This is a genomic window from Aquimarina ulvae (assembly GCF_053613295.3).
This window is the reverse complement of the sequence record NZ_JBSIBP030000011.1, coordinates 17475-32314: the sequence shown is the minus strand read 5'-3', so window position 1 is coordinate 32314 and position 14840 is coordinate 17475. Positions and strand designations below refer to the sequence as shown.

Sequence of the window (14840 nt, the reverse complement as noted above, 5' to 3'; positions counted from 1 at the left end):
TTTTGTCAGCATATTTGTTAATCATGGTTAAAAGGAATAGTTTTTGCCCATGTAATTTTAAAAATTACTATATTTAGTAGTAGAAGAAACATAGAAAAAGAAAGAAACTAATTATATGGATGATAATTTTTCACCAAGAGTCAAAGATGTTATTGCTTACAGTAAAGAGGAAGCCCTGAGATTAGGGCACGATTTTATTGGGACAGAACATCTAATGTTAGGACTATTACGTGATGGAAGCGGAAAGGCAATTAGTATACTTGATGCGTTAGATATAGATTTAACAAATCTTAGAAGAAAAGTTGAAATTCTTAGCCCCGCAAACCCAAATGTAGCAGTTGCAACAAATGAAAAAAAGAATTTACATTTAACCAGACAAGCAGAAAGAGCACTGAAAACTACTTTTTTAGAAGCAAAACTTTTTCAAAGCTCTTCTATAAATACAGCGCACTTGTTATTGTGCATTTTAAGAAACGAAAATGATCCAACTACAAAACTTTTAAATAAGCTTAAAGTAGATTATGATAATGTTAAAGATCAATTTAAATTTATGATTGCTAACGAAGAAGAATATATAGAAAACCCTAAGTCTGAATCATTTTCTGAGGACGATGACATGACAGGGGACGCATCAAAAGAAAACCCTTTTAACTCTCCCACTGGAGGTGCCAAGGCTAACAAAAAATCTAAAACACCAGTTTTAGATAATTTTGGTAGAGATTTGACGGCCATGGCAGAAGAAGGAAAGCTAGATCCTGTCGTAGGAAGAACCAAAGAAATCGAACGTGTTTCGCAAATTTTAAGTAGAAGAAAGAAAAACAATCCGCTACTTATTGGTGAACCAGGAGTAGGAAAATCAGCTATTGCTGAAGGTTTAGCACTTCGTATTATCAAGAGAAAAGTCTCACGAATTCTTTTTGACAAACGTGTTGTCACACTTGATTTAGCAAGTTTAGTAGCTGGCACAAAGTACAGAGGTCAGTTTGAAGAGCGTATGAAAGCGGTTATGAATGAACTTGAAAAGAATGATGATATTATCCTTTTTATTGATGAAATTCATACCATTGTTGGAGCTGGTGGTGCTACCGGAAGTTTGGACGCATCCAATATGTTTAAGCCAGCTTTAGCCAGAGGCGAAATTCAATGTATCGGAGCAACTACTTTAGATGAATATCGACAATACATAGAGAAAGACGGTGCCTTAGAAAGGCGTTTTCAGAAGGTAATCGTAGAGCCTACTAATATTGAAGAAACTATCGAGATTCTCGAAAATATTAAGGAAAAATACGAAGAGCACCACAATGTTAGTTATACAGATGAAGCTATTCAAGCTTGTGTAAAACTTACCAATAGATATATGACTGATCGTTTCTTGCCAGACAAGGCGATCGACGCTTTAGATGAAGCCGGATCCAGAGTTCATATTACTAATATTGATGTCCCTAAAAAGATTCTTGACTTAGAAAAAAAGCTGGAAGAAGTTCGAGAACTTAAGAACAGTGTAGTAAAAAAACAAAAATACGAAGAAGCGGCTAAACTTAGAGATGATGAAAAAAATCTGGAAAAAGAACTAAGTCAAGCTCAAGAGCAGTGGGAAAAAGACTCTAAGTTACATAAGGAAATTGTAGATGAAGAAAGTGTTGCTGATGTAGTATCTATGATGACAGGTATCCCTGTAAATCGAATCGCTCAGACAGAAAGCAACAAACTTGCCGAATTACCAAATTTAATTAAAGGTAAAGTAATTGGCCAAGATGAAGCAGTTTCTAAGGTAGTTAAAGCAATACAACGTAATCGTGCAGGTCTAAAGGATCCAAATAAACCAATCGGTTCTTTTATATTCCTTGGACAAACTGGTGTAGGTAAAACCCAACTTGCCAAGGTACTGGCAAGAGAACTTTTTGATAGTGAAGATACACTTATACGGATCGACATGAGTGAATACATGGAAAAGTTTGCTGTATCAAGGCTTATTGGAGCACCTCCAGGGTATGTTGGATACGAAGAAGGCGGGCAGCTTACCGAAAAAGTAAGAAGAAAACCTTATGCTGTTATTCTCTTAGATGAAATTGAAAAAGCGCATCCAGATGTATTTAACATGATGTTACAAGTGCTAGACGATGGATATCTTACAGACAGTCTTGGTCGTAAAATTGATTTTAGAAATGCGATTATTATTATGACATCCAATATTGGAGCTAGAAAACTCAAGGATTTTGGACAAGGAGTTGGTTTTGGAACCAGTGCAAAAAAGACACAATCTGACAGTTATGCGAAAGGAGTTATTGAAAATGCATTGAAGAAAGCTTTTGCTCCTGAATTTTTGAATAGAGTTGATGATGTTGTCGTATTTAATGCATTGGAGCGAGAAGATATTCATAAGATTATTGATATCGAATTAGAAAAACTTTACGGGAGAATCAAAGGACTTGGGTATGCTTTATCCCTAAGTGATAAAGCTAAAGATTATATCACCGAAAAAGGGTTTGACAAACAATATGGAGCCAGACCTCTTAAGAGAGCAATACAAAAATATATCGAAGATGCATTGGCAGAAGAGATTATTAGTTCTCAGTTACAAGATGGTGATAGTATTTATATGGATCTGGATAACAACACTAATGAATTGACTATTAATATCAAAAAAGCAGAAAAGTCAACAGAATCATAACAAAACCCGCTGTCTGGTTAAAGATTAAAAAACTTCCTTGTTATATAGGAAGTTTTTTTTGATTACAGTAATAAACTATCCATTGAAATAAAAATATCTCAGAAGCTTTACCTACTGCTTGTATTTCTTTTACTCATTTAGAATATTAAGAAAATATATGTTTTCAGGCTCACAAACCGAACAAAACCAATCCTGTATATAACAGATGTTAGTTTTGAAGTGGTAGATGAATATACTCAATGTAATAATACCTTTTTAGACTAAACCATATAATCTACTACAGATCAACCTTATAAACCTTGTTTTTTCTTTAAATAATTTTTAAAAGTAATAGTTTTATCGTAACTTATTTGAAAATTAACCATACTTAAATAATAGTTTTGTAAATATCGATGACAAAATACTATGATTTAGGTTTCGCTAAAGTTGAAATCCAAGAAGACTTTTTGAAGAATACTATTGTAGAAGGTTTTTTGGTTACACCAGAACATAACAAATTACTGCTTGAATTTGTTAGGAAATATTTTGATAATAAACCTTTCGTTTATATATCAAACAGAGTAAATTCATACGCTGTCGACCCCACAGTATATCACGAGACTGAAAAAATTGACAATCTAATGGGTATCGCTGTGGTCTCAAAAAACTGTAGACAACAAAGACTAACTGAACTAGAAGGTAAATTCTTTGAAAAAAAATTAAAATATTTTACAAATATTAATGATGCATTGAATTGGAAAAATGAGCTATTACAAAAAACATAGAATTTTAACCCATTTTTTTTTTTGTTTCTACTATTCAAATACTATATTTTCGCGCTTAGTTTTTTAAAACCACTATCTAAAAATCCCCCATGATTAGATTCTACGACCTAGACTTTTGCAAATTAGAAATTTATCCTAATTATATGATGGCTATTATGAAAGAAGGTATTGTTGTTTCTGTAGAAAACAATGCTACTTTAATAAAAATAGCTGAAAAACATTTTAAAAAAGCTCCTTTTGTATATATAACACATCGTATTCATTCTTATGCCGTAGACCCAATGGTATATATAAAAACAGCAGAAATCCCGAACCTTTTAGGATTTGTTGTGGTGTCAAAAGATCCAAAACAAGAAACACAAACTATTTACGAAAAGTCATTTTTCAAAAAAGAGTTTCGCAGGTTTGATGATATGGAGTCAGCGCTAAACTGGAAAGATTCACTTATAGAAAAAAATCAAAGAGAAAAAAATTCTTCCTACAAAGAGAAAAAGGGAATCGATTGATTCCCTTTTCTATTACCTTATAGGCAGACAACACTTATTTCGCAATATTTACCGCTCTAGTTTCTCTGATAACTGTAATTTTAACCTGACCAGGATAGGTCATATCTGTTTGTATTTTCTGAGATATTTCAAATGAAAGACTTGCAGCTCTTTCGTCATTTACTTTTTCACTTTCTACAATAACCCTTAATTCTCTACCTGCCTGAATGGCGTATGCTTTTTTGACACCGTTAAACCCAAAGGCTATATCTTCCAGATCCTTCAATCTTTGTATATAAGAATCCAGTACTTGTCGACGAGCACCAGGTCTTGCTCCACTAATTGCATCACAAACCTGTACTATTGGTGATATCAACGCTGTCATTTCAATTTCATCGTGATGTGCTCCTATAGCATTACATACATCTGGTTTTTCACCATATTTTTCTGCCCACTGCATTCCAAGAATTGCATGTGGAACCTCGGTTTCTGTATCTGGTACCTTACCGATATCATGTAACAAACCTGCTCTTTTAGCAAGCTTTGGATTCAACCCAAGCTCTGATGCCATGACTCCACAAAGTTTTGCTACTTCTCTGGAGTGTTGTAATAAATTTTGCCCATAAGAAGAACGATACTTCATTCTACCTATAGTTTTAATTAATTCTGGATGTAACCCATGGATACCTAGGTCAATAACGGTTCTTTTCCCAACTTCTATAATCTCTTCATCAATTTGTTTTCTGGTTTTTTTAACTATTTCTTCAATACGTGCGGGATGTATTCTACCATCAGTTACTAGTTTATGTAGAGAAAGACGAGCTACCTCTCTTCTTACAGAGTCGAAACAAGACAATATGATAGCTTCAGGAGTATCATCAACGATTATCTCTACTCCGGTAGCAGCTTCAATGGCTCTAATATTTCTACCTTCACGACCTATGATACGTCCTTTAACGTCATCACTTTCAATATTAAAGACAGACACACAATTCTCTACAGCTTCTTCTGTCCCAATTCGTTGTATTGTATTAATAATAACTTTTTTCGCCTCTTGCTTAGCAGTTAATTTAGCTTCTTCTATCGTCTCTTGAATCAGTGCCATAGAATCCGTTTTTGCTTGTTGCTTTAAAGACTCTACTAATTGTTCTTTAGCTTCTTCTGCAGACAAGCCCGATATCACTTCCAGTTGTTGCACCTGGCTTTTATGAAGTTTTTTGAGTTCGCTTTGTTTCTTTTCGAGATACTCGTTACGATGATTGTAATCTTTTATCTTCTGCTCTAAATCATCGTTTAACTTTTTTCCTTTAGATAAGTCGTTAGAAACCTGAGATTCTTTATCTCTAGTTCTCTTTTCGGCTTCAGCCATCTTTTTATCACGAGCTAAAATTACTTTTTCGTGCTCTGATTTTAATTCGATAAACTTTTCCTTAGCCTGTAGTATCTTGTCTTTTTTAATAGACTCTCCTTCGCTTTTCGCTTCTCTAATAATGCTTTGTGAAGTTTTTTTAGCGTTTTTGATAATTCCTGAGGCCTTACTGCGCTCTAATAGTTTAGCAATCAAGAAACCTATCACTAAACCTGCAATTGCCGCAATAATCAAAAATATAATGTTATCCATAATCCTAGTTAGTGTTTATATATAAAAAAAGCCTGCACTAGCTTGGGTTTTGTATAAACTCTGTAAAAAACAGGTTTAGGGCTAACAAATTGGTCAAGGATCCGTAATACTGATAAATCAGCACGGCTTGCTTTTACAACTTAAACTCACCCTTTTGAAATAATTCTTGTTGAGTTTATCAAAAAATAACATCTAGTGCAGGCAGTAACCTTAATTTATTTAAATGAACGTTTATGATAGATGATCCTGTAACAAATTATTTAAGGCATTTAACTTATCTGTTACTTGTACCTCATCACTATCTTTATCTATAACCTTTTGTTCTACTTGTGCAGCAAATTGCAGAGCACACATTGCTAATACATCTTGCTTATCTCTCACCGCATAACTTTGCTCAAACTGCTTAATCATAGCCTCAATCTTTTTGGCTGCCTTTCTCAATCCTTCTTCCTGATCAGGGCTGATTGTTAATGGATACACACGATCCGCAACTGATAGTTTGATTTTTAATTTATCTGCCATACTTTAATTATTCAGACAATTGTGCTATACACACATCAATCTCTTTTATTAAGGCATTTATTTTGAGCTTGGTTTCCCTTTTATATTCGTCACTGCCCAGCATTGCGTTTGCATTCTTGAGTGCACTGAATTTTTCTTCCCACTGCTTTAACTGATCCATTTGAAGTTCTGAATTAGACTCCATATCCTTTATTTTCTTCTCAAGATTAGTGTTTTGTTGTTTTAGTAAATCATATTTATGCAACAACTTGCTTATTCTATTCTCAAGAGAATCAACGATTTCAATTAAATCACTCATTATAATTTCACGCAATACTTCGTTACACAAAGTTAACATACCAATTGAAAAAACCCAATAGTTTTTAAACTAATTTTACGGCTTGTATATCTCATCAATCAAGTCTTTAGTTTATAGCGATTTAGTTTTTAATAACATCCCTTTAATTTTAATACTTAAATATTTACTTTTACCTGCTATGCGAGTAATTATATTATTTTTATTTCTAAATTTCACAGTACTATATAGTCAATCTGATATACCGATAGACTATTTTATAAATCCGTTAGATATCCCTCTGGTTACTTCTGGAACTTATGGAGAGCTTCGGTCTAATCATTTTCACTCTGGTCTAGACCTTAAAACAGAAGGACAAGAAGGTTTACCTGTTTATGCGTCGGCCACAGGAACTGTGAGTAGAATTAAAATTTCTCATTTCGGATATGGTAAGGCAATGTATATATCACATCCTAACGGTTATACTACCGTATATGCACATTTGCAAAAATTTTCTCCTGATATTGAAGCCTACATCAAAAAAAGACAATATGCCAAAGAATCTTATGAAATAGCGCTTTTTCCAAAATCCGGAACGTTGTCCGTTACTAAAGGAGATACGATAGCATATAGTGGCAATACTGGTGGAAGTGGTGGCCCACACCTACATTTTGAGATCAGGGATGCAAAAGCAAGACCTATGAATCCGATGCGTTTTGGTATCGAAGTAAAGGATACTAAAAAACCAACAATAAATAGTGTGTGGCTGTATAGTCTTGATGAAACATCCCATGTGAATGGGAATCAGGAACCCGCCAAATTAAGGTTGATACCACAACAGGATGGAAATTTTAAGGCAGCTAATGTACACGCAATTGGAAAAATAGGAATCGGTGTGTCTACCATAGATCAGCAAAATCTAGCAGCCAATAAAAACGGAGTTTACAATATCTCAACTGAACTTAACGGTCAGAAAAATTTTGAATTAGAAATGAATCGTTTTTCATTTTCTGAAACCCGTTATATCAACCGATTAATTGATTATGAATATTATAAAAAGAACAGAAGCAGGATTACTAAACTTTTTATAGAGAAAAACAATCCGCTTACTATCTATAAAAACAGTGCTGATAAAGGGATTATTAGGATAGAAGACAGTTTATCTTATACTGCAAAAGTTTTTGTAAAAGATTTCAAAAACAACACGACCATAATTAGTATCCCTGTAGAAGGAAAGAACATCGCAGAGATTTCTAAAAAACAAGTCGTCAAAACTCCTTATCTCGTAAAACCTACTGAAAATTTTACCTATAATTCAGGAATTTTTGATTTATACATCCCTAAAGGCAGCTTTTATGAAAATGCATATTTAGATATTCAGGCAAATGGTAATACTATAAAAATTCATCAGGATGAAATCCCCTTACATAAAAATATGACAGTCGTCTTTGATGTTTCTAATTATAGTGAGGTAGATAAGAAAAAGCTTTACATAGGAAGATTAAGTTATAATGACAAACATTATCATGTAAAAACTTATAAAAAAAATAATCGTTTTTCAACACGGACAAGAACATTAGGAAGTTATTCTTTATTCACCGATGAAAATAAACCAACTATTGTACCTGTTAATGTTTCAGATAAAAAATGGATGTCCAAAGCAGATTTCTTAAAAATAAAGATTGATGATGCTGACTCTGGCGTTAAAAGTTATCGTGCTACGATCAATGGAAAATTTATCCTAATGGAATATGATTATAAAACTGGGATGCTTGTATATGATTTTAATGACGAAATAATTACGGAAACAGAAAATAAATTTAAACTTATTGTGTTAGATAAAGTAGGAAATAATGCTACATTTGAAACAACATTCTTTAGAAAACCGTAAATAGATATACTCTTTGAAAAATCTTCTCTTTCTTTTTGTTTTTTTTCTAGTTTCCGTAAACCATAGTTTATTAGCTCAAAATTCAGTTGTAAAAGGTGTAGTGCTCGATGCGTCTAACAAACCCATTGTGGGCGCCAATGTATCCTATGAAAACGAAGGAACGCTAACAGATGAAAATGGAGTATATGTACTTAGTATTCCTGCTAATAAAGCGATAACAATTAAAATTAGCCACGTAGGTCTCAAAGATATTGTCTTTACTATCAATCTAAAAGATAATCAGGAATATGAATTAAATCCAGTTTTAAAAACTGACATAGAACAAATCAGTGAAGTAGTTATTACGGGTAGAGAACGAAAAGTGGTAGAAGGAATAGTCACCTTAGACCCTGAAACTATTCGTATTACCCCTTCTGCCAATGCAGGTGTAGAAGGATTATTAAAAACGCTCCCTGGCGTAAGTTCTAATAATGAACTTAGCACACAATATACGGTAAGAGGAGGGAATTTTGATGAAAACCTAGTATATGTTAATGAAATAGAAGTATATCGACCCTTTCTTATTCGCTCTGGACAGCAAGAAGGGTTAAGTTTCGTGAATACGGATTTAGTAAGAAATGTAGATTTTTCTGCAGGAGGTTTTCAAGCAAAGTATGGAGATAAACTTTCTTCTGTGTTGGATATCACATACCGAAGACCTACACGATTTGATATAACAGCGGATCTTAGTTTACTTGGAGGTAGTATATCTGCAGCAGGAATCACCAAAGACAAAAAGTTTGCAGGCATCGTTGGAGCTCGATATCGAGACAATAGCCTTTTAGTAGATGCCCGACAAACTGAAACAAATTTCAGACCTAGGTTTGCAGATGTACAAACATATCTTTCTTATAACTTCTCAGACAAATTCGAGTTAGGTTTCCTTGGAAATATTGCGATTAACAAGTATGATTATGAACCACTGACTCGCCAAACGAATTTTGGAACAATTACGGATCCTATTGCATTAACTGTTTTTTATGAAGGTCAGGAACAGGATCAATATGAGACGTATTTTGGCGCACTTAAAGGAACATATCAGGCAAACGAAAATTTGACCTTAAAACTCATCGGTTCTGCTTACCACACACAGGAACAAGAGTATTTTGATATTTTTGCAGCTTACTTCCTGGGAACGGTCAATACAGATATCGGTAGTGAAGACCTCGGAGATGTCGAATTTAATGAAGGTATTGGTTCCCAACTTACGCACGCAAGAAATGATCTGGATGCGCTGATATTTAATTTAGAACATAAAGGGACCTATATCGCGGATGAACATCAAATCGATTGGGGGATAAAATATACGTCTGAAGACATCAGAGATCGAATTCAGGAATATGAAGTAATTGATTCTGCTGGGTTTTCCATTCGTCCTCCGGGTACATTTATAAATGATCAGCCTTATACCCCTAATGCAAGTCCGATTGTTCCCTTTACCAGTGTTCGAGCTACTAATATGGTAGCAGTAGATCGATTTTCTGGTTTTGCTCAGTACAGCTACCGGTCGACTTTTAACGAACACGAAGTATGGGCAAATGTGGGCGTACGGGCTCATAATTGGAGTGTTTCGGGAGAAGGGATTAACAAAACATCCCAGACTGTGTTTAGTCCTAGAGCACAAATTGCTGTAAAACCTGACTGGAAAGCTGACATGATCTTCAGACTTTCAGGTGGTTGGTATCATCAACCCCCTTTTTACAGAGAACTTAGAGATCTACAAGGTACTGTTCAACCTGATGTAAAAGCCCAGCAATCCATACATTTAGTAGCGGGCAATGATTATAGTTTCAATATGTGGGACAGACCTTTTAAGCTTACCACAGAATTATACTATAAAAAACTTAGCGACGTCAATTCCTATACTATAGAAAATGTAAGAATCAGATACCGTGCTAACAATAATGCAGAAGCCTATGCTGCCGGAGTTGATCTACGATTAAACGGAGAATTTGTTCCCGGAACTGAAAGTTGGGTAAGTCTTGGTGTTCTTAAAACCGAGGAAAACCTTGATAACAGAGGTTATATCGCGAGACCAACTGATCAAAGAATAAAAGTTGGCGTATTGTTTCAGGATTACGTTCCTACAATTCCTAATTTAAAAATGTATTTAAACCTCGTATATCAAACTGGTGTTCCCGGAGGTTCACCTAGCAACGCTGATCCATATGCTTTCCAAACAAGGCTAAGAGATTATAGAAGAGCCGATTTAGGAATTTCTTACATCGTAGTTGATCAGAAAATAAGACGTAAAGAAGGTAGTTTTTTTAATAAATTTAGAGAACTAAATGTAGGGTTAGAAATCTTTAATCTTTTCGACAATCTTAATTCTATTACAAATACTTTTGTAAGAGATGCCGCTTCACAACAACAATTTGCTATTCCTAACTTTTTAACCCAACGGGTTTTTAATGTGCGGTTAGGAATGAAGTTTTAATTCTCAGTTTTTCTATTAATGGCATTTTCATTGTAAATAGTATATTTAAAGGACTCATTGTTTTTTAATTTAACATTTTTTAACAAGACAAAACGGTAACATATCCCTTACTCAAAACACATACTATAGAATCCATTTTTGGGAAAAAAAGAATATAAATTATTATACTTTAAACTTGTTTAAGTGATTTTTCCCTGTAATTCACGTTCAAAATATTAATGTTTAATTTAAAAAGTAATTTTTATTTAAGAAAAAAGTAATTTTAATGGGGCTATTGCTCTTGGAGCGTTTTCTTTTATACCAAAAGAAGACATGGTAAAAGTGGAAAGTGAATCAACTCCTGAAGAAGAACGTGTATGTGTATTGTGGAGGCTCGAGACTACCCAAGGAGAGGATGGGTCCGTGACAACAGTTAGTAGGTGTGTGAAATATAGAGATACAGCAATAGAATAGGTGCTATTAAAATTTTTATTTCACACTATGTAAGATTATGTTACGTAGTGTGAAATATGTTTAGAACTACTAACTTTATTAAAAAAATTATATGAAAAGAATTATATTACTACTATTATTATGTCCTTCCTTATTTTTCTCTCAAAGTTATGAAATCATTTATGAGGAATTTTTTGTGAGTGCAAATGGAGGATCTATAGATAGCTTACAGGAAAGACTAAAAAATAACGATGATTCTACTAAGACTAATCTAACAAGCTACAAAAAATTATTTAGGTACACTGATGGAATTTCTTCTTATAATATCATAGATAAAAGTGAGGAAATAATAGATCAGGAAAAAAGTAATTCGACTGAAATTTATTCCTATAAAATCCAGATGGCGACATATTATAAGAATCAAAAAGAAAATTTATTTCTAAATAAGTATCCAAATTATAGTTCTATGTTATATGGAGAAGATATTTTGATTACAGATACCTTGCTAAAACATGATTGGGAGTTAACTAATATCGAAGAGAATGTATCAGGGTATACTTGTAAGTTAGCTAAGACTGTCGATTATAAAGGTAATTCTATTTTAATTTGGTATACTGATGAAATCCCTATTAATGATGGGCCTAGAGAGTTTTGGGGATTACCTGGTCTAGTTATTCAGTTACAAATAAACGAAGCTGTTTTGGTTGTTGCTAAATCAATCAAAAAACTAGACAAAAAAATTGATATTAAAAAAATTGAAGGTGGTAATGTAATGACCATAAAAGAGTTTTTGGTTTTAAAAAAGGAATTAGAGAAACCTGGTGTAAGAACATTACCAGATGGTACTATGATAAAAGTACATTAAAAAATGATATACACAAAATCAATTTTAGTTGCTTTATTCTTCCCTTTTATAGGAATAAGCCAACATTATAAGTTATCTTATAAAGGATTTTTTTGTTACTATACATAGTGATTTCAAAGGCATAAAAAAATACTTAAAAAAATAAATAGAATAGTATACAATATTGAGAACCTTATTTATACACCAGATATGGAGGTTATTTTTAACCTCCCTTTTTTTACTATTATTATCTATCAAAGGTTATGGCCAATTTACCATTAAGGGCAATATAACAAACTCTGAGAATGCCACTATTGGTTTCGCTACAGTTCAGGTATTGAATAGTGATAAAAATTTAATAGCTTATGGTATCTCAAAAAGTGATGGATATTATACTGTTTCTATTAAAAGCGCAGGTGATTATATTTTAAAAGTCACTCATATTAGCTTTCTTCCAAAAGAAATAAAATTCTCTATTCCTGAAGATACACAAGAGGTTATAAAAAACATTTCACTTAAAAAAAATACTGAAAACCTAGATGAAATAGTTCTAAAAGTAGATCATAAACTTCTCAGAATAAATAACGACACGATTACCTATAATTTAAAAAGGTTAACTAATGGAACTGAAACCACACTAGCCGATGTAATAGATAAATTACCGGGTGTTAAATTGAACAATTCCGGTTTAATCACTGTAAATGGTAAACAAATAGACAAATTATTGATCGATGGAGAAGAACTTTTTAAAAATCAACACCGGATCACCTCAGAAAGTATTACCTCAGAAATGATCAAAGGAATCCGATATCTGGATAAGTATAAAGATTTTGGCAACATTAAGAATTTCAATAACAAAAAGATCAAAGCCTTAGAGATAAGTATTAAAGATAAATTTAAAAATAAAATTACAGGGGATATCAAAGTTTCTGGAGGTATAAAAGAAAAAGGATTGATACATACCAATCTTTTTCGATTAGGGGGTAAATTAAAGGCTGGTTTTATTGGTGATTGGAATAATCTTGGAACTGCATCTATTACTTCTAATGAATACTATAGACTCACTACTGCATCCAATGATAATAAATTAAACAAGAAAGGGTTTAGAAACGATAACTTAAATACGACACCTACTTTTTTAGATGAAAGTTTGGATATCGCAGAAAGGACAAACACGTTTGGAGCATTAAGTCTTATTTATAAACCCAATGAGAAAACAAAAGTATCTTTGCTAAATGTAGTTAACAATACCAGGCAAGAACAACTGCTATCGTTATCCCGTCGGTTTTTTGATCAACAAAATACGCTTCAAGAAGAAACGCGTAAAGTAACTGGTGATTTTCTTTTAGGAACTACCATATTGGATGTAGGCTATCAACCCAATGACCAAAGTTTTTTTTCTTATAATGTAAGTTACATACCAACAAATAACACTACCGATTTCACCATAAATTCAATTATAGAAAACACTAATAATTCTATTGATCAGTTTAGAGAGAACAACGGATATCTTTTAAATCAGAATCTTAACTATTCTGGGGTAATGACTTCTAAAACTTTGTTATCTATTACCGGCGTGCATTCTATAAACAATAAGAAAAACAAGTTGTTGATCAATTCTTCAGAACCTGTTTTGGGTTTACAATTTTCGGGAGACAATAGTATAGACCAATTTTCAACTACAAATGAAACACGAATCGGATACGAACTAAAAACTACTACTAAATTTTCAAAAAAAACTACTTTAGAAGGGTATCAAGGAATTTTTAACTCCACAGATACTTTCATTAACGAGACATTGAATTTTAATCAATTCGATAATGATATTATAACGGACCGGTTCGATAGTTATTTAGGAGGTAGATTTACCAAATTTTTAACTAAAAAAACACGAGTTAAGACGGATATCGAATACAGGTTTTTATCCTTTAAGCGGCTAAATAGAACATTCGAAAAACAATACTTTTTACCAAGTATTAATTTAGAATATAACATAAAACCTACGAAAAGATTAGACTTTGGGTACTCTTTCGATATTGATTTACCTAAAAGTGCTTCTATAAATGATTTGGAAATCATTTCGGATTATTTTTCTAAAATTACGAATAGCATTATCCCTATTGATAAAGTATTTCCGGAACATCAATTTAACGCTACGTATTTTGGTTTCAACGGTTCCAATGGTTCTAGCCTTCTTATATATACTAATCATATAATAACACCTGAATTTTCAGCAATAAATTCTTTTTTCGACAACAACAATATTACCAATATACAGAATGGATTGGGTACAAATAGGGTTCAAACTAATTTTGGAATAAATATGGACGGAAGAATTAAGAAGTTGAAATTAAAAATATTCTCTGAGGCTTCTGCTAGTTATTCTTCCGAAGAAAATAAAATCAACTTTTTAGACAATACTACTAAAACTCTATATATCAAAGAGCGTGCGGGAATTTATTCTAGGTTTAGAAAAGGGATTAACTTTAATACTGGTATAAATATTGAATATATAAATTTCAAAAACTCATTAAATGCTATAGAAACCACGTCAGTATCAACAAAACCATATTTATATATATTTGGAAGTTTTTATAACAAAAAAATTAGTTGGAATTTTGGTGGAGAATACGCTATCTATAAAACCGATGAGGACAACACGGAATTTTTTAATATAAAACCAAGCATACGATATAAAATGACTAATAATTGGGAGTTAAGTCTTACTGGTTTTAATATACTAAATATTAATAATTCTAATATTGCGAACAACATCAATACTTCAAACTATACCGAAAGTAGAATTAGTCAAACGTTAGAAGGATACATAACTTTTGGAATATACTACTTAATTAAATAA

General features: G+C 32.7%; 11 protein-coding genes and 1 other RNA gene. 8 read left to right on the top strand and 4 right to left on the bottom strand.

The window, feature by feature from the left end; genetic code table 11:
* The first annotated feature begins 115 nt into the window (after window positions 1–115).
* The 3 genes from ACWGOQ_RS19335 (at window position 116) to ACWGOQ_RS19325 (ending at window position 3941) form a co-directional block, all read left to right on the top strand.
* Window positions 116–2671, top strand: a complete 2556-nt coding sequence (locus tag ACWGOQ_RS19335; protein ID WP_452060184.1) for an ATP-dependent Clp protease ATP-binding subunit — start codon at window positions 116–118, stop codon at window positions 2669–2671.
* A gap of 392 nt (window positions 2672–3063) precedes the next feature.
* Complete coding sequence (locus tag ACWGOQ_RS19330; RefSeq protein ID WP_452060185.1) at window positions 3064–3435, top strand: hypothetical protein; 372 nt, start codon at window positions 3064–3066, stop codon at window positions 3433–3435.
* Window positions 3436–3524: 89 nt separating this feature from the next.
* Window positions 3525–3941 carry a hypothetical protein gene (locus ACWGOQ_RS19325; protein ID WP_452060186.1) on the top strand — a complete coding sequence of 139 codons (417 nt, stop codon included), beginning with the start codon at window positions 3525–3527 and terminating at the stop codon, window positions 3939–3941.
* Window positions 3942–3975: 34 nt separating this feature from the next.
* Here ACWGOQ_RS19325 and rny read toward each other — a convergent pair whose 3' ends face one another.
* From rny to ACWGOQ_RS19305, 4 genes are all read right to left on the bottom strand, one after another.
* Window positions 3976–5541, bottom strand: coding sequence for a ribonuclease Y (rny, locus tag ACWGOQ_RS19320; RefSeq protein WP_452060187.1), 1566 nt, complete (start codon window positions 5539–5541; stop codon window positions 3976–3978).
* A gap of 55 nt (window positions 5542–5596) precedes the next feature.
* Window positions 5597–5716, bottom strand: a non-coding RNA gene (gene ssrS / locus ACWGOQ_RS19315) — 6S RNA.
* Window positions 5717–5772: 56 nt separating this feature from the next.
* Window positions 5773–6063 (bottom strand): cell division protein ZapA, encoded by a 291-nt coding sequence (locus ACWGOQ_RS19310; RefSeq protein ID WP_452060188.1) that lies wholly within the window; start codon window positions 6061–6063, stop codon window positions 5773–5775.
* A gap of 7 nt (window positions 6064–6070) precedes the next feature.
* Complete coding sequence (locus tag ACWGOQ_RS19305; RefSeq protein ID WP_452060189.1) at window positions 6071–6361, bottom strand: coiled-coil domain-containing protein; 291 nt, start codon at window positions 6359–6361, stop codon at window positions 6071–6073.
* Between the two features lie 178 nt (window positions 6362–6539).
* Between ACWGOQ_RS19305 and ACWGOQ_RS19300 the strand changes: the two genes are divergently transcribed.
* The 5 genes from ACWGOQ_RS19300 (at window position 6540) to ACWGOQ_RS19280 (ending at window position 14840) form a co-directional block, all read left to right on the top strand.
* Window positions 6540–8228, top strand: a complete 1689-nt coding sequence (locus ACWGOQ_RS19300) for a M23 family metallopeptidase (protein ID WP_452060190.1) — start codon at window positions 6540–6542, stop codon at window positions 8226–8228.
* Window positions 8229–8241: 13 nt separating this feature from the next.
* Entirely contained in the window at window positions 8242–10704 is a 2463-nt protein-coding gene (locus tag ACWGOQ_RS19295; RefSeq protein WP_452060191.1) for a TonB-dependent receptor, read from the top strand.
* Between the two features lie 312 nt (window positions 10705–11016).
* On the top strand, window positions 11017–11157 hold the full coding sequence (locus ACWGOQ_RS19290) for a hypothetical protein (protein WP_452060192.1): 141 nt from the start codon (window positions 11017–11019) through the stop codon (window positions 11155–11157).
* A gap of 91 nt (window positions 11158–11248) precedes the next feature.
* Entirely contained in the window at window positions 11249–12001 is a 753-nt protein-coding gene (locus ACWGOQ_RS19285; protein ID WP_452060193.1) for a GLPGLI family protein, read from the top strand.
* A 163-nt stretch (window positions 12002–12164) separates the two neighbouring features.
* Window positions 12165–14840 (top strand): carboxypeptidase regulatory-like domain-containing protein, encoded by a 2676-nt coding sequence (locus ACWGOQ_RS19280; protein WP_452060194.1) that lies wholly within the window; start codon window positions 12165–12167, stop codon window positions 14838–14840.

Coding starts and splice junctions, on each gene's coding strand:
- ACWGOQ_RS19310 (WP_452060188.1), bottom strand. CDS start 6,063: ATGGCAGATAAATTAAAAATCAAACTATCAGTTGCGGATCGTGTGTAT.
- ACWGOQ_RS19305 (WP_452060189.1), bottom strand. CDS start 6,361: ATGAGTGATTTAATTGAAATCGTTGATTCTCTTGAGAATAGAATAAGC.
- ACWGOQ_RS19285 (WP_452060193.1), top strand. CDS start 11,249: ATGAAAAGAATTATATTACTACTATTATTATGTCCTTCCTTATTTTTC.
- rny (WP_452060187.1), bottom strand. CDS start 5,541: ATGGATAACATTATATTTTTGATTATTGCGGCAATTGCAGGTTTAGTG.
- ACWGOQ_RS19325 (WP_452060186.1), top strand. CDS start 3,525: ATGATTAGATTCTACGACCTAGACTTTTGCAAATTAGAAATTTATCCT.
- ACWGOQ_RS19330 (WP_452060185.1), top strand. CDS start 3,064: ATGACAAAATACTATGATTTAGGTTTCGCTAAAGTTGAAATCCAAGAA.
- ACWGOQ_RS19290 (WP_452060192.1), top strand. CDS start 11,017: ATGGTAAAAGTGGAAAGTGAATCAACTCCTGAAGAAGAACGTGTATGT.
- ACWGOQ_RS19335 (WP_452060184.1), top strand. CDS start 116: ATGGATGATAATTTTTCACCAAGAGTCAAAGATGTTATTGCTTACAGT.
- ACWGOQ_RS19300 (WP_452060190.1), top strand. CDS start 6,540: ATGCGAGTAATTATATTATTTTTATTTCTAAATTTCACAGTACTATAT.